Origin of the sequence: Vibrio chagasii (genome assembly GCF_002954585.1) — a bacterium.
Taxonomy (GTDB): domain Bacteria; phylum Pseudomonadota; class Gammaproteobacteria; order Enterobacterales; family Vibrionaceae; genus Vibrio; species Vibrio chagasii_A.
This window is the reverse complement of the sequence record NZ_MSCI01000001.1, coordinates 971,582-986,888: the sequence shown is the minus strand read 5'-3', so window position 1 is coordinate 986,888 and position 15,307 is coordinate 971,582. Positions and strand designations below refer to the sequence as shown.

13 protein-coding genes and 1 pseudogene are annotated in these 15,307 nt (G+C 42.7%); 8 read left to right on the top strand and 6 right to left on the bottom strand.

The annotated features are described in order from the left end of the window. Window positions 1-179: 179 nt before the first annotated feature. On the top strand, window positions 180-1,757 hold the full coding sequence (locus BTO10_RS04785) for a hypothetical protein (protein ID WP_105023747.1): 1,578 nt from the start codon (window positions 180-182) through the stop codon (window positions 1,755-1,757). After that, window positions 1,757-3,877 carry a hypothetical protein gene (locus tag BTO10_RS04780; RefSeq protein ID WP_105023746.1) on the top strand — a complete coding sequence of 707 codons (2,121 nt, stop codon included), beginning with the start codon at window positions 1,757-1,759 and terminating at the stop codon, window positions 3,875-3,877. Before BTO10_RS04785 ends, BTO10_RS04780 begins: the two co-directional genes overlap by 1 nt. Before the next feature lie 179 nt (window positions 3,878-4,056). Here the strand turns inward: BTO10_RS04780 and BTO10_RS04775 are convergent, their stop codons facing one another. Beyond that, a complete protein-coding gene (locus tag BTO10_RS04775; protein ID WP_004737803.1) occupies window positions 4,057-4,677 on the bottom strand; it encodes a LysE family translocator in 621 nt (206 codons plus the stop codon). Window positions 4,678-4,804: 127 nt separating this feature from the next. On the opposite strand from BTO10_RS04775, the gene BTO10_RS04770 reads away from it, so the two are divergent. Beyond that, a complete protein-coding gene (locus BTO10_RS04770) occupies window positions 4,805-5,698 on the top strand; it encodes a LysR family transcriptional regulator (protein WP_258096994.1) in 894 nt (297 codons plus the stop codon). A 352-nt stretch (window positions 5,699-6,050) separates the two neighbouring features. Here BTO10_RS04770 and BTO10_RS04765 read toward each other — a convergent pair whose 3' ends face one another. After that, window positions 6,051-7,685 (bottom strand): NAD(P)/FAD-dependent oxidoreductase, encoded by a 1,635-nt coding sequence (locus BTO10_RS04765; RefSeq protein WP_105023745.1) that lies wholly within the window; start codon window positions 7,683-7,685, stop codon window positions 6,051-6,053. A 256-nt stretch (window positions 7,686-7,941) separates the two neighbouring features. Here BTO10_RS04765 and fdxA point away from each other — a divergent pair, with 256 nt between their 5' ends. Next, window positions 7,942-8,265, top strand: a complete 324-nt coding sequence (fdxA, locus tag BTO10_RS04760) for a ferredoxin FdxA (protein WP_105023744.1) — start codon at window positions 7,942-7,944, stop codon at window positions 8,263-8,265. Window positions 8,266-8,457: 192 nt separating this feature from the next. Here fdxA and BTO10_RS04755 read toward each other — a convergent pair whose 3' ends face one another. From BTO10_RS04755 to BTO10_RS23430, 3 genes are all read right to left on the bottom strand, one after another. Next, complete coding sequence (locus BTO10_RS04755; protein ID WP_004737807.1) at window positions 8,458-9,192, bottom strand: RNA methyltransferase; 735 nt, start codon at window positions 9,190-9,192, stop codon at window positions 8,458-8,460. A gap of 184 nt (window positions 9,193-9,376) precedes the next feature. Then, window positions 9,377-10,429 carry an aldo/keto reductase gene (locus BTO10_RS04750; RefSeq protein WP_105023743.1) on the bottom strand — a complete coding sequence of 351 codons (1,053 nt, stop codon included), beginning with the start codon at window positions 10,427-10,429 and terminating at the stop codon, window positions 9,377-9,379. A gap of 341 nt (window positions 10,430-10,770) precedes the next feature. Further along, entirely contained in the window at window positions 10,771-10,914 is a 144-nt protein-coding gene (locus tag BTO10_RS23430) for a hypothetical protein (protein ID WP_004737809.1), read from the bottom strand. 426 nt (window positions 10,915-11,340) lie between these two features. Here BTO10_RS23430 and BTO10_RS04740 point away from each other — a divergent pair. From BTO10_RS04740 to BTO10_RS04730, 3 genes and pseudogenes are all read left to right on the top strand, one after another. Then, a pseudogene (locus BTO10_RS04740) lies at window positions 11,341-11,844 on the top strand (peptidase T); the annotation flags it as partial. Between the two features lie 76 nt (window positions 11,845-11,920). Continuing rightward, complete coding sequence (locus BTO10_RS04735; protein WP_105023741.1) at window positions 11,921-12,388, top strand: DM13 domain-containing protein; 468 nt, start codon at window positions 11,921-11,923, stop codon at window positions 12,386-12,388. 136 nt (window positions 12,389-12,524) lie between these two features. Then, window positions 12,525-13,367 carry a mechanosensitive ion channel family protein gene (locus tag BTO10_RS04730; protein WP_004737812.1) on the top strand — a complete coding sequence of 281 codons (843 nt, stop codon included), beginning with the start codon at window positions 12,525-12,527 and terminating at the stop codon, window positions 13,365-13,367. Window positions 13,368-13,453: 86 nt separating this feature from the next. Here BTO10_RS04730 and BTO10_RS04725 read toward each other — a convergent pair whose 3' ends face one another. Next, window positions 13,454-13,897, bottom strand: coding sequence for a dCMP deaminase family protein (locus BTO10_RS04725; RefSeq protein ID WP_004737813.1), 444 nt, complete (start codon window positions 13,895-13,897; stop codon window positions 13,454-13,456). Window positions 13,898-14,156: 259 nt separating this feature from the next. Here BTO10_RS04725 and BTO10_RS04720 point away from each other — a divergent pair, with 259 nt between their 5' ends. Beyond that, the gene (locus BTO10_RS04720) at window positions 14,157-15,296 is read left to right on the top strand and encodes an efflux RND transporter periplasmic adaptor subunit (protein WP_105023740.1); all 1,140 of its coding nucleotides are present in this window, start codon (window positions 14,157-14,159) and stop codon (window positions 15,294-15,296) included. The last annotated feature ends 11 nt before the right edge of the window (window positions 15,297-15,307 follow it).

Here is a 15,307-nt window from a genome sequence, read left to right as displayed (position 1 = left end):
CATGAAGTGTTTAAAATTTATGGGAAATTAGCCTTGTAATATAGCCCTCTTTTTGTGGGGTTTCTATGGTCGGGCTTTTTGGCTAGTTATAATTTTTGATGCACATTAATAACAAGTATTAATAAGTGTTGGAGAGTGCATAAAGAGGTTTAAATGTTTTTATAGCTTTATGGAGAATTATGAAATTACTAATAGCAATTACCACACTTTTCTTATCAACCTTCGCTCATTCATCAGTTTATTTTGGTCCCCCCGATGGGGAAAACATTATTGATATAGAGAGTAAAGACGGTTATTTATTTAAGGTAGAAAGTGGAATATATGTACAAGCACATTCGGAGGAGTTCGTTCTCGGAATTGCTACTTTATTTGAAAACTTGAAGCAGACTCGTACGGGGAGAGCCATTATCAACCAAACCTCTCACTATGCCCCGATTGCGCTGCCAAACAAAGAACGTGCTTTAGCGTTCCATACCGAAGGTCTAGTTGATGGTACTATAGAAAAGATTCACGTTGTAATAAGGCCCCCTAGGGGCGGAAAGCAGTTTGTCACAGAACCTCTAATCGCCTCCCCTGAATTTGTGAATTATCAATCAAATGGGCTTGGTGTTCCTGCAGTAATCTATTTTGACATCGATAATGCAGTTTTAATCCCAGGTGACTCAACTATTATTGAACCTTCGATAGCACTCGGGCATGAACTTATACATGCTCGTGACTATTTAACTGGCGGATTACCAACGGGTACGCAACGAATTCGTCATCGTGCACCTGTCGCTGGTACAACTCATAATGGAGAAGAGTTTACAGAGGGAGAGGTGGTTGAATTTAGCTTAATGAAACGTGAGATAGAGGCGACAGGACTATCCTACCAAAAAGGGAGTACAAAGTTAAAAACACTCACTACTTCACGTCAATCGTCTATCGAAAGAAGAGAAAGCGTGATGAATGTTTGGGAAGAAGCATTAAAGAATAAATCGGTATCTAAGGCTGATTACGCTCGCGTTAAAACTAATATTCAACGTTTGAAATCTGAAGTGCCAGTATCCGAATACCATTTATCTAAAGAGTTTGGAAATGAAGCTCGTGACATGTATTGGCCGGGTTCTATGATTGATTACTCATCAACTCCGACCGATATAACGTTAAAAAGCGTAAAACAAACTACCTCTGGAGTATTGAGCTCAACATCACTCAGTACGACAAAAGTAAGTGAGGCACTCCATAGTAACCCTCAATCTCTTTTACTAATAAGCACAAGCTTAATTGAACGAAAAAATGGCTTCCCAAAACTCGATAAAGTGTTGCGTACCGCCCTTGAATTAGCCATCAAGGCGGATCGTAAAGTTATTCTTCTCGAAGGTGATAATTTTTCATCGTTAACAGAGGTTGAAAAGCGCCTAACAGTAGCAACGATTGAAAAGGCCGCGGATAGTATTAAAAAAGGCAATACCCCATCTTCTGTCATTCAAATAAACGCAGATGAAATTAGTAATGAGGGCAGAGATTTGTTAACTCAATCGGAACAAGTGGTCCTGATTTCGACCAATGACGATATTTCCGCGTTGACGATGTCCGAAAATATTGCTGGTAGCTCTCAAAAACTATTAGTCAATCGGATCGTGAGATCTGACCAACCCAATCCAAGTGTGATATACGCGAATCGTTTGCGCTGGTCTAAGCTCGCAGAAAAAGACAATGTAACGCTAGTGGCAAACTCTAGATTACCTAAGTCAAAGAAGTGTTGGAGCCTATAATGAAGATCAAAAATTTAATATTGTTCATTGGTCTTTGCGTAAGCTTGAATGCCAATGCATTGGAAACTTGTAATCTTGGAGCTGAAACACTTGAAGAAGAGCACGAGTGGCTGGCTCGGTTGGACTATGAATTTGAGAGTGAACTGACTGATGTTAAAGAAATTGCAGCATTGGATAAAATTCCAAGTCTAGTGCTTCCTATAAGCGATGAAGGTATGTTTGCTGAACATTGGGCTGGAGTTACAGCTGTAATAGATAGTAAAAATAGTCAGCCTAACAGTGCAAAAAGAATTGCCCAACTGGAGCGTGTGTCTGAGCGCCAAGCTCTTTGGCAACTAGCTAAAAATGGAGGTAGGGCTTTTTCAAGCGTGTTAGATATTGTTTTTTTCGCACCTTGGGTTGAAGATTTAACGAGAACAATGTGGGATGACTCTGCAAGCGAATTACACCGACTGAGTGTTACTGCTGAGCCTATCCCTTTTGTCGGTTTTGCTATTGGGTACTATGATTACCTGTCTACATTGGACAACCCAGAAAAGCGGCTTAATCAATGGCTGAAAAATGGGCACTACAGCTATGGACAAGAAACCGTGCTCCAAAGGCTAAACACCGCGTCTGCAGAATCCATTGAGCATCAACATGAACAATTAAAGCTGCATATTATCGAGTTGACTAAGAGACTTGCTTCTATTCAATTACTTCACTATGACGCAACGTATAGTGCAAAAGTATTAGAGTTGCAGGAGGTCATCAATAAAATGTTTTCTGCAATTGATATCGAATACGCCAGCACAATGTTGGATTTGTATAACCGTCCACCGCACGTGATTCAGAAATTTGGTGAGCAAGCTTGTATCAACCCAAAGTTAGAGGTTCGGGAGGAACTTAATAATTTGGGTGTTGTATCTAGTGGAGCTATTAACAATTTGAGGGCATGTAGCTATCGAATGTTAATGGGAAATGTCGGGCAACTTTATGGTATCGGAAAATATCCACATATCGACAAAGTCCGTGGCGATATCCTCGCTTATAAACAAAATATTATAGAGAATGCAGTGAGCCATATTATTGAATGGCGAGAAAAGATATTCGAAATTCAGCGCAATAGTATTGACACTCTAGTGCGTGACACTTTAAACAGCGGAAGTATTCGAAGTTATCGACTGTATTTATATCAACGTGCGCGGCGAATTGCGATTGATAACTTTTCTTTGTCGATTTTACAGCGACGTGCTACCGAAGAGGAGCAGCGAACAGGGCGATTTCTTGTTGGGGAAGGAGAGCTGATCTGCGGAGTGTACTCTTGCCAAGTTTATCAAGGCAGAGAAGTCTTTTTTGATGAAGACTCTGATCCACTTTTACAAAAGCTGTCTGAGCCCTTGGACAACATCGACTTGAGCAGTTACATCAACGAGCGTGTTATACGTGGATGGACAAACGTTGAGCTTGATGAGCCTTATATTAATCTTTGGCAACAGTGGCAAAATAGAGAAGATGTAAGTCTGTCAGCTTTGCCTTATAAAGGTAACCCTTCGTTGGAAGTGATTAAAAAAGACATGCCAGAGTTGTTTGAGATATTCGAGAAGATCCCAAGTCACTTATCAGCGGAACAGGCTAAACCGTTTTTGTTTCAATTGATAAGAAATAGGATGTTTAAAGAAGATATCCAAACCGCTTGGACGAAACTTGGCGATTTTATATTTCGATTTCAATATGAACAGCGTCAACATCAATCGCTCAACTTCCTACCTTTGCAGTGGCAGCAAGCCATTTGGCCTTCTCAGCCTCAAGGTGTGTTGTTTAGTGCTTTTTTAGACAAAACATACATGTACTACTCTCGTCAGCCCTGGGCTCAAGCATTACCATTCTCTGATGGGAGAACTAGTACTACAAATTGGACATTATATCAGGGACAATCGCATCATTACTATCTAACCCAATCGGTGCCCGAGAATGTCTATCTTGGAGACCAGTATTGGATAGAGATTAATGAACAGCTTAGTCATGTGTTAGCATTACCGGAAATTCGTTGGCGTCCATTTGAGCAGATGATTCTTATGGATATATGGTCTCAGATTACAGAGATAGAGTCTTTGGTAGAGGTATCGAACCGCCTGTAGCGTTTACCCAGTACTGACAACGTATAAATACCGACCGTGAGAGGTCGGTATTGTTATTGAAAACTTAATCCCTTTTGCTTTTGTGCCTTTAGTGATGCTTTATAACGGTATTAGGGACCAAGTCTAGATTATGACGAGGGTATTTAGAATGTAGCTATTCGTTACTTAATCTAAATCGCCTAATAGCTACTTATCGAAAGCATAATGGCTGCGACTATTAGTGTTAATCCCCCGAGCCTATTAAGATACTGTGGGGCTTTGTGAATTAATCTAAGAAACCGGTTAGCGGTAATTGCGTAAACCATAACACAAATAAAATCCAGGGTTACTATTGTTGGGCATATAATCATCATTTGTGCCAGAAGAGGCTTTGTGGTATCGATAAACTGAGGCAAAAGTGCTGTAAAAAATACAATCGCTTTTGGATTGCTAATCGCAACTACGAAGCCACTGATATATAGCTTGTAAGGAGATATTGTTTGTCTTATTGAGCAAGAATTAGATATTTCTAGTCTTTTGGGCGTGAAGTACATTTTCCCACCCATGTAACATAATGTTGCGACACCGAACCATTTGATCACCATAAAGACAATATCGGAAATCGATATTAATGCCCCTAAACTAATGGCAACGAGTGTCATTTGTATGAAGTTAGCTGATATGTCCCCCAAAGCTGTAAATAGAGTGACCTTCGGACCAAATTTAACAGAATGAACAACAGCTAAAATAATACTGGGCCCGGGTGTAACCGTTAAAATAAGTGAAGTAGTGATAAATATTAACCATGTATCAACGGTCATTTGAATTCTCCTTATCAGGTGAGATTTAACTTGTACATAATTCCCAAAGAGTTTTCGCGTGGGCATTTGTAAGTCTGTATTTTGGTGGCATACTGATGGATATCAAAATAACCTGAGGTTATGTTAGGTGGCAATTGACAGAATTGATGACATCCCATCACTAGTCCCTAAACTATTGGTGGATTTGATGGAGTCCGGGAGTATTACAAATGCTGCTTCGGCCCTGGGTGTCAGTCAGCCTGCAGCAAGCAAAGCTCTCAAGAGTGCTGAACATCTTTTAGGCACAGCGTTAGTGATGAGAGACCGTCGACCTCTGAGTTTGACAGCTGAAGGAAAGCTAATCGCTGACTATGCACTACAGCAGCTGCAAAAGGAACAGCTGTTAATACGTCAACTTGATGCGATAAAAAAATCGGGGGCGGGGCTAATAAGAATTGCTTCATTTGGTGCGTCAGCATCCACGCATATACTACCGCGGTACACTCGTGCCATCTATCGGGTGTTTCCCAATCTCAGAGTGGAAATTCTAGAGTTTAATGATGATGAAGCCTTATCAGCACTAAAAGAAGGCAGGGTAGATTTTGCGATTGTATTAGATCGTGAAGATTTAGACTTAGATTTTATTCATATTGAGAATGACTGCTTGGTGGCCCTAGTACATAAAAATGATCCTTTGGCGAATAAAGATAAGCTAAAAAGTGAGGATATTATTGACCGAGATTTTATATTGACTAAAGGAGGAAGTGAGCCGCTGATAAAAGAGTGGTTTGGTTGTTTATACTCTCGATTAAAAATTCAACACACCGCAGTACAATTGACGTCAATACTTGCCCTTGTTAGGGCTGGGTTGGGCATTTCCATTGTAGCAGAGCTTGCTGTCCCAGAAAGTCATCCTGATGTTTGTGTTGTTCCAATATCGCCCGAATATCCCAGGCAAATTTGTTTGGCTAAAAGAAGTGGTGGTTTTTATTCTTATGCTGCTAGATGTGTATGGGAATACCTTGAAAAATCAATAATATAGTTTCAAATTATCGAACATGTTAATAATGGGCAGGATTTGTAAACAACAAGATCACTTTCGTAGAGATATGACCACGCAATAGCAACTTTACTTTTTGGGGGGCGTGGCTTCCACATTTATTATTCAAGTAATTAACATGGTAGAGAGCTGCTTTTTCTAACAAACACTCGTGTAAAAATGTAATTTGGGGTGAAATTATTTCGAGTAAGGTGGACTAGTCCACAGAAAAAACCGCACATACTGTTGAGCATAGTATGTACGGTTTGATAGCCCTGTAATCAAACAATGTATCTTGATACTTACAATAATGTGTTTAGGCATAAGCCTTGAAGTTAGACTTTTATCAGGAGAGTTATTTAATAAGCTCTATCTTCTCAGCTTGATTCTGCTCTGCCATAGACAACGCAAGTGCTTCTGCAACCTTAATACCATCTATACCAGCAGACAGGATACCACCCGCGTAACCCGCGCCTTCACCAGCAGGGTAGAAGCCCTTCAGGTTGATACTTTGGAAGTCTTTGCCACGCTTGATACATACTGGAGAAGACGTGCGAGTCTCAACACCTGTCAGTAGGCCATCTGGGGTAGAGAAGCCTTTGATCTTCTTCTCGAACGCAGGGATTGCTTCACGAATCGCTTCGATTGCAAAGTCAGGCAGCGCTTTTGAAATGTCAGTTAGGTGGATACCCGGTGTGAATGATGGTTGTACATCACCTAGAGCACTTGGATCGCGACCTTTCAGGAAATCGCCTATTTTTTGTGCTGGGGCATCGTAATTCTTACCACCGAGTACGAATGCGCCACTTTCTAGTTCACGTTGTAAACGGATACCTGCTAGAGCGTCACCTGGGTAGTCGCGTTCTGGGTCGATACCAACAACGATTGCGCTGTTTGCGTTACGTTCTGCACGAGAGTACTGGCTCATACCGTTCGTTACAACTCGGCCTTCTTCAGAGGTTGCAGCAACCACAGTACCACCAGGGCACATACAGAAGCTGTATACAGTGCGGCCATTCTTACAGTGGTGAACCAGCTTGTAGTCAGCAGCACCTAGAATTGGGTTGCCTGCGTTCTTACCAAAACGAGCTTCGTCAATCATTGACTGTTTGTGCTCGATACGGAAACCGACAGAGAAAGGCTTCGCTTCCATGTAAACACCACGGTCATGCAGCATTTCAAATGTGTCACGAGCACTGTGACCAACAGCTAGTACAACGTGGCGAGATTTGATCTCTTCACCGTTAGAAAGTGTTAGACCAGTGATTTGGCCATCTTCCATATGAAGGTCATCTACACGAGTGCTGAAGCGGATTTCGCCACCCAGCTCGATGATAGAAGCACGCATTTTTTCGATCATGGTAACCAGTTTGAAGGTACCGATGTGCGGCTTACTTACGTATAGGATCTCTTCTGGTGCGCCAGCTGCAACGAACTCTTTGATCACTTTACGGCCGTAGTGTTTTGGATCTTTAACTTGGCTGTAGAGCTTACCGTCAGAGAATGTACCTGCGCCACCTTCACCATACTGTACGTTTGATTCTGTGTTCAAAGTACGCTTACGCCAGAAACCAAAGGTATCTTTAGTACGCTCGCGAACTTCTTTACCACGTTCAACGATGATTGGGTTGAAACCCATTTGAGCAAGCACTAGACCAGCGAATAGACCACAAGGACCAAAGCCGATAACAACAGGGCGCTCAGTTTGGTTTTCCAACGCTTTGGCTACGAACTTATACTCCATGTCTGGAGTCACTTTGACGTGTGGGTCGCTGATGAAGGTTTCTAATAACTCAGCTTCGTTTTCAACGAGAACATCCAGCGTGTAGATAAGCAGGATCTTTGATTTCTTACGAGCATCGTAGCCACGTTTAAAGATATTAAAAGAGATAACCTGATCTGAGTTGATGCCAAGCTTCGCTTCAATCGCTTCTTGAATGGCAGACTCTTCGTGGTCTAGTGGAAGTTTAATTTCGGTTAAACGTATCATTTCGATGTCTCGTACTTATAGGTGTCTTAGCTAGACCGCTTCTAGTGAATACAGAGTTTGGTGTAACACTGATGTTGGGAAGAAACGATAAGCTCACAATGGCGCGCATTTTACGAGAATTTGATTTATCTGTCATACTAATTTGGAAACATGGAGCAAATAGACATGATATTAGAGTCGTATGATGTTGAATTTTGCTTTGGGATGAGTATTATCCCCATTCTTCAATTTTGACTAACTTATAGAGCAGAGCATCATGGCATTTGTCGTAGGCGATAATTGTATTCAATGTAAATACACAGACTGTGTGGCAGTGTGTCCCGCAGATGCGTTCCATGAAGGCCCAAACTTCATGGTAATTAACCCGATCGAATGTATCGATTGTGGTTTATGTGTACCTGAATGTGATGCTCAAGCGATCTTCCAAGAAGACGAACTGCCTGAAGATCAAAAGATCTTCATCGAAGTGAACGCAGAACTTGCTGAGGTTTGGCCTGTGCAAACAGAAGTAAAACCAGCAATGGATGATGCAGAAAAATGGAATGGCGTGCCTGATAAGTTGGCGATGCTAGTGAAGTAATTCTTCTACTTGAAATACCCCCCTTAAAAAGATCCCCGACTCAGTCGTCCCTCCTTCTCGAGGATGACGATTGATATGAACTTACCACGAAGCTGTATTTTCACGTCATTCCCTACTGTGAGGGACGAGCAAGATAGGGAATCTTGCTCTTTATATCCGTGAATTCTGGCTAGTCGTTTAACCTTGAATTGGTTAGCTATGTTGACGACGCATGTTGTCAAGAATGATACCCGTTGCCATTGCTACGTTCAGAGATTCAGCACCACCGAATGCTGGAATGGTAATCTTGTCTGTCACGAACTTAGCTGCGTGTTCACGGATGCCGTGAGATTCGCTACCCATCAGCAAAATACCGTTCGCAGTAAAGTCAGTCTTATGAACGCTTTCGCCTTCTAAAAACGCGCCGTAAACGGGCAGGTTCGCTTGCTCTAAATAAGCTGGTAAATCCGTTTGGCTTACGTGAACTCGGCCAAAGCTACCCATCGTCGCACTGATGGTTTTAGGGTTGTATGGATCAGCGCAATCACTGCTCGCAACGATATGTTTAATGCCATACCAGTCTGCTACGCGAATGATCGTACCTAGGTTGCCCGGGTCAGATACGCCATCAAGCGCGATCATCAAACCTGTCGCTTCTGGTAATTCAACCTTTGGAATCTCAACCACAGCAATTGCGGCATTGTTACTAACCAAAGTACTCGCTTTGGTTAGATCGTCTAGCGAAGCTTCAACACAATCAAACCCAATCAGTGCTGCGTGATTTTCAGATAAGAAATCAGCAGTAGCAAAGACGTTCTTTACAACTAAGTCGCTATTGAACAGCTCAAGAACGTTCTTTTCACCTTGAACTAGAAACAGGCCGTGGGCTTTACGTTGTTTCTTTTGGCCCAAAGCACGAAGGAGTTTTAATTGGTTTTTTGAAATCATGTTTTTATCCTAGATATAAGCCCGCGCATTATAGAGCAAAGGTTAGATAACCAAAAGTGCGATAAGCCAATGCGATCCATATAAAAGCAAAAGCGACCCACTTAAAAAACAAAAGCGCACTCAATAGTGCGCTCTTATAGGAGCAATTTAAGCTCAACAGAACCTGATAAGCTTAATCTACCGCTTAATACGGCACAGGGTAGCGCTTAAAGACGGTGTTGATATCGGTCAGAATTTCTTCAGAAAGCGGCTTACTGAACGCTGCTATGTTTTCTTTAAGCTGTTCCATGGTGGTTGCACCAATAATGGTTGAGGTAACCCCATCCACTTGGTTACACCATGCTAAGGCGAGTTGACTCGGTGTAAATCCATGCGCGTTTGCCACTTCTACGTAGCCTTTAACTGCTTCATTAGCCAACTCAGTATCACGGAAAATACCTTTGCGCTGCATGTAAGTCCAACGGCTACCTTCCGGCCTTGCGCCATCAATGTATTTGCCACTAAGCATACCGGCCGCTAGAGGTGACCACGGTAAGTAAGCAACGTCTTCATGCACGCAATTTTCAATCAAATATGGCCAGTCTTTTGTGTGCAGCAAGCTGAATTCATTTTGGATAGAGACCATACGTGGCAAGTCATGCTTCTGGGCTAACTTAAGGTAAGTGTTAATGCCCCAAGTGCTGTCATCGGATAGACCAACGTGGCGGATTTTGCCGGCTTTAATACAGCTTGCAAGAGCTTGTAAGATCTCCAGCATCTCAGTTTCATGTTGTTGTCGGTCGATGTCGCTAAAGCGAATCTGATTAGGGAAATGCTTACCGAAGTGTGGCGTTGTGCGATTTGGCCAGTGAAGTTGGTACAGATCGATGTAATCTGTTTGCAAGCGCTTCAATGATGCATCAACTGCGGCGATCACCGCTTCACCAGTGATAGGGCCGCCGTTACGAACCCAAGGCAATCCAGGACCAGCAATTTTACTGGCAATGATTAACTCTTGGCGACGCTGTGGGTTGCGCGACAACCAGTTACCGATAATCGCTTCGGTTTTGCCGTAGGTTTCTGGAGAAGGCGGTACTGCGTACATCTCTGCAGTATCAATAAAGTTAATGCCTTGGCTTAGTGCGTATTCAATTTGTTGGTCGGCTTGCTGTTGAGTATTTTGCAGCCCCCAAGTCATGCTCCCAAGACAAATTCGGGAAACGGGAATTTGGCTACTTCCTAGTTTTGAATATTCCATTGAATTCAGGATTCCTGTTGTTGGGTTCTCTGGTACTCGCATTATAGTTTTGAAAAAAGGGCGAGTGATGAATGAAAACGAATATGAATTATTAGCACAAAATGACAAGACAAGGTATCGCTTGAGGCAGTTTAATGAGTCATTTCTCAGCGCCTTGAGTAAGCGAGCGTGATGTTTGAAAAGTAACAAAAGCTAAGGGGCGAGAAACACACTCTAATGATTGGCAGTGTCAATGAATTAAAAAGAAATCGAGGGGGAGGTACTGAAAATAAATAAGCCCTACCGGATAGTGAATAGAGCTCATTTATAGGGGGTTGATGGTGCTAGATATATGTGGGCTACTAGGCCGCGCTGGTATCAAATCCACCTTGGGTCTGCGCCTGCTTTAGAGCTTCCTGCCTTTGAACTTCTTTTTCAGTTAATACTGGTTGAAGTTGTTCCTCAGAGGCTTGAGGAGAGAAAATGAAATATTTATTAATCGTCACAACTATATCTCCGTCTAACGTATGACAGATTCTGCATCGGAGATAAATTGTGATCATCATCCACTTTGTACTTTTTTTAGGCTGAGAGCAGAGGGCGTAGAATGTGTACAAAGCGATCGCTCATCATCCGTATGCAATACTGAACTGACGCAACCCTCTAGATTCAGTATAGGAAGCCCATCAAATTTCGCACAATAATGATTTAGAGCAAATACATAGATAGTCAGGGGCGTAAGATGAAACACCTCGCTACTGACTCTGTGCTCGTATTTATCTAATAATTAGGTCAGTAAATCAATTACTTAATCCATGGTGAGATGAATTATGGAAAAGCTTGTAGAACGTTTCCTGAATTACGTTACTTTTGATACTAAATCCGATCCTTCAAATCAGCAATGCCCAAGTTCACCGGGGCAAATTACCTAATTGATGATGCCATCACAAGAAGCGCCAGAATGCACTGAAGGCTATGAAGGTTTCTATCACTTGAAGTCAGCGGAAATGGGTGTCGCTCGCTCTGAGCTAGGTTACATTATTCGCGACTTTGAGCGCGAAGGTGTAGAAGCGCGTAAGGCATTCATGCAATAGAAAGTCGATGAATTGAATGAGCGCTTTGAGAAAGGGCATGTGGAATTGGTTCTTACCGATAGCTACTTCAATATGAAAGAGATGGTTGAACCCCATCAGCATATTATTGAGTTGGTGAAGCAAGCGATGATCGAGTGCGATGTGGAACCGATGATCAAACCGATCCGAGGTGGTACAGACGGTGCTCGCTTGTCATTCATGGGCTTGCAATGCCCGAATATCTTTACTGGAGGTTACAAATTCCACGGTATTCATGAGTTCATCACTATTCAGGGTATGGAACAAGCGGTAAAAGTGATTGTTGAGTTATCGCAACGCACAGCCGCTCACTACCAAAAATAGCGGCCTTTAACGCGATATCTCTTTGTATTTTTGAAACTATTCAATAATACTCTCTTTAAGCAAAAGGGAGTATGCGATGAAAAAGTCAGTTTTACTCTGCACCCACCTAGCCGTGGGTGCTGTTGGTTTTGGGCTTGGTGTTTACGCATTACCCATCTTAATTGAGCCTGATTCTCCATCTTCGAGCTCGGTTGAAGCGATCAGCCAACAGGCCATTTATACTGGTGAGTTCAGTAAAGACCGCCAAGACAGTGATTTCTTACATTGGGGTGAGGGTATCGTTTCGGTTTCAGAAACTGCTATTGCGTTTGAAGGCGAACTTGCTCCGGGCCCAGATTACAAGGTTTACCTCTCTCCTAAGTTCATTGAAACCGAGCAAGCCTTTAATGACAGTAAGAGCGAATTACTCAGAGTCGGAGATGTCAGAACATTTGACCGGTTTATGGTTGAACTACCGGAAGGTACTGATCTTAATCGATTTAATACCGTTGTGATTTGGTGTGAAACTTTTGGCCAATTTATTACTTCTGCCAAGGTAAAATGATAGCCTTAGTTAGGCTAATACCAGAATGACCACGAGCGCTCAGGAGTTGAGCGCTTTTTCATAGTACTGATATTAGCGGCTTTATTGTAAAGCGAACCGTCGTAAAGCTAAATGTTGTAATGCTAAGGATTAAGTAATGGAAAAAGTGTGGCAAGTAATAGATTTTCTACTCGCTCATAAGTTTATTTTTAGTGCGCTGATTATCAGTTTGGTTTTAATCATCCGCCGAATCACCTTGTCTCAAATTAGGGGTGATGTTGCTTTCCTTAGCGAAGACCAACGTAATTGGATGTCCCGCACTAAAAACGGCACCTTTGCGATAATTGTCATTACGCTTTTCCTACTCTGGAAGTCTGAAATCAGTGAGTTTGCTCTCTCTGTAACAGCGATTGCCGTTGCGATCGTAGTTGCTTCAAAAGAGATCATTTTGTGTTTCACTGGCTCGATTCAACGTGCTAGCTCACGCTCTTTCCGAATTGGTGACTGGATTGAAGTGGGTAAAATTAGTGGTGAAGTGATCGAACATAACTTGATGGCGACTGTGATTCAGGAAATCGACCTGTATCATGGGCAATACCACTTTACTGGCAAGACGGCCACGCTACCTAACAGCATGTTCTTTACTTACCCGGTGAAGAACCTCAACTTCATGAAACGCTACGTATATCATAGCTTCACGGTGACCGTGAAAGACTTCGTGAACCTCTACCCAATGGTGCCGGGTTTAATCTCGAAAATTGAAGAGCATTGTGAAGAGTTCATTGATGTTGCTCGTCGTTATAACAGCGTTATCGAAAAGCACGCTGGCGTCGACCTTCCGGGCTCTGAGCCTCACATTCACATCACAAGCAGTTCGACGGGTGAACAAGAGGTCCACTTTATGATTTTCTGCCCAACAGAGAAGGCGGTTCACTTAGAGCAAGAGATTCGTAAAGACTTTATGGAAGCATACTCTGAGGCGTTCCCGATTAGTGCTTAATTCTGCGGTCCGCTAAGCCCCAAACAAAAGAAAGCCGAGAGCGATAATATCGACTCTCGGCTTTTTTGTTCTTGCTATCTGTTCGCTTAGTCTAGGTCTGCCAATGGCAACCAATCAACTTGTACGCCTGCTTGCTCAAACATATCTTGACTCACTTTGATTTTGTCTCCCCAGCGAGAAAGGAAGTCTTCACTTTGCTCTGGGCAGTGAACCGCAGAAATACCAGTTTGAATGATCTTTGCTGCACAGTTTGGACAAGGGAAGTGAGTCACCCAGATTTCACAGCTGTCTAAATCACGCTTAGCAAACAAGATTGCGTTCTCTTCTGCGTGAAGCGTTTTCAGGTATTTCATCTCACGATCGTCAGTGTCAGCACTATCCGATACGCCATGAGGGTAGCCATTAAAGCCAACTGAAACAATGCGGTTGTGTTTGGTGATAACTGCACCAACTTGAGTGGACGGATCTTTACTCCAGGAACCGACTAATTCCGCCATTTGATAGAAACGTTTTGCCCATTTTGAAATCATTCGAATTACCTTAACAAGGAAGTATGAGTTTTTATTATTGAAACCATATTATGTTAGACAATATATACAGAGAGGGGAAGTGACAAACGTATATTTGATCATGAATTGTTGATGGTTTGTAAAGGGTTGATATATATCCAATTTCAATTTACAAGTTGAAACACTTTTGCGAGTTATAATTGATATTCCTCGGACATTTGAAGTAATTGTGTTACGTAACTTTTATGCTGTTCTATTTCTCATAAGTGACGGTATAACCATGCGTAAAAAGTTAATCCTTACGGCTCTTGCAAGCTCTCTTATTCTTGCTGGATGTGGGCAAGATGCCCAGAATGCCAAGCAAGCGCCATTACCTCTCGTAGCTGTACAGGATGTTAGCGTTATTTCTCATCAGCAAAGTAAGTCGTATATCGGCCGTATTGAAGCGGTTGAAGACACGGCAATTACTGCGCAGGTTTCTGGCTATCTTCAAAGCCGTCATTTCAATGAAGGGCAAATGGTCGAAAAAGGTCAGCTGCTTTATTCGATTGAACCTTCATCATTTGAAGCTGAAGTAGCAAGTGCGAAAGCGGCTGTTGCTCAAGCGAACGCGAACCTGAAAAAAGCTGAGCTTGATTTCAATCGTGGTAAGAACCTACTTCCTAAAGGCAGCATTTCACAATCGGAATTCGATGCACTAACCGCAAATTTGCTAGGCTCTCAAGCACAACTTGAAGCGGGCCGAGCTCAGTTAAATGCCGCTAACGTTCAGCTATCTCATACTAAAATTATTGCGCCTTTCTCTGGCCGTATTAGCGACAGCAAAGTAAGTACTGGTGATCTGGTCTCACCGTCTTCTGGTGTATTAACAACCTTGGTTAGCCTAGACCCAATTCACGCCTCTTTTAGTATTAGTGAGCGTGAGCGCATTGAGCTAGGTATGGACCGAATTGAAGGTGACGGTACTGATGACAGTGAGCGCGTTGAAGTGCAAATTATGCTTGAGAACGGTGAAGCATTTGAGCATTTAGGCCAGCTAGATTTCCTAGGAAACCGTATTAACTTGAATACCGGTACTATCGCGATGCGTGCGATTGCAGATAACCCAGACCAGCAACTACTTCCAGGCCAACACGTTCGTGTTGATCTACGTGAAAAGCAGTCTATTGATGTTGTAACTATTCCGCGCCGTGCAGTTCAAACTGATCTTGAAGGTGACTTTGTGATGGTATTGGTTGACGGTGAAGGCGCGCCTGTCGCTGAGCGCAGAAACATTGAGATGGGCCGACAGGTTGAAGGCGGTGTGATTGTTCACTCTGGTCTAGAGAAAGACGATGCCGTTATTACTCAAGGCCTTCAGCGTGTTCGTAACGGTATGTCTGTTCGCATTCAACCTTCTGCGACTGAGCAAGCAGAGTAAGGGGCGTAGAT

What these genes read in the sequence shown, in the direction of transcription:
- BTO10_RS04785 (WP_105023747.1), top strand. Translation starts at nt 180, where the DNA reads ATGAAATTACTAATAGCAATTACCACACTTTTCTTATCAACCTTCGCT.
- BTO10_RS04780 (WP_105023746.1), top strand. Translation starts at nt 1,757, where the DNA reads ATGAAGATCAAAAATTTAATATTGTTCATTGGTCTTTGCGTAAGCTTG.
- BTO10_RS04775 (WP_004737803.1), bottom strand. Translation starts at nt 4,677, where the DNA reads ATGACCGTTGATACATGGTTAATATTTATCACTACTTCACTTATTTTA.
- BTO10_RS04765 (WP_105023745.1), bottom strand. Translation starts at nt 7,685, where the DNA reads ATGATACGTTTAACCGAAATTAAACTTCCACTAGACCACGAAGAGTCT.
- fdxA (WP_105023744.1), top strand. Translation starts at nt 7,942, where the DNA reads ATGGCATTTGTCGTAGGCGATAATTGTATTCAATGTAAATACACAGAC.
- BTO10_RS04755 (WP_004737807.1), bottom strand. Translation starts at nt 9,192, where the DNA reads ATGATTTCAAAAAACCAATTAAAACTCCTTCGTGCTTTGGGCCAAAAG.
- BTO10_RS04750 (WP_105023743.1), bottom strand. Translation starts at nt 10,429, where the DNA reads ATGGAATATTCAAAACTAGGAAGTAGCCAAATTCCCGTTTCCCGAATT.
- BTO10_RS04735 (WP_105023741.1), top strand. Translation starts at nt 11,921, where the DNA reads ATGAAAAAGTCAGTTTTACTCTGCACCCACCTAGCCGTGGGTGCTGTT.
- BTO10_RS04730 (WP_004737812.1), top strand. Translation starts at nt 12,525, where the DNA reads ATGGAAAAAGTGTGGCAAGTAATAGATTTTCTACTCGCTCATAAGTTT.
- BTO10_RS04725 (WP_004737813.1), bottom strand. Translation starts at nt 13,897, where the DNA reads ATGATTTCAAAATGGGCAAAACGTTTCTATCAAATGGCGGAATTAGTC.
- BTO10_RS04720 (WP_105023740.1), top strand. Translation starts at nt 14,157, where the DNA reads ATGCGTAAAAAGTTAATCCTTACGGCTCTTGCAAGCTCTCTTATTCTT.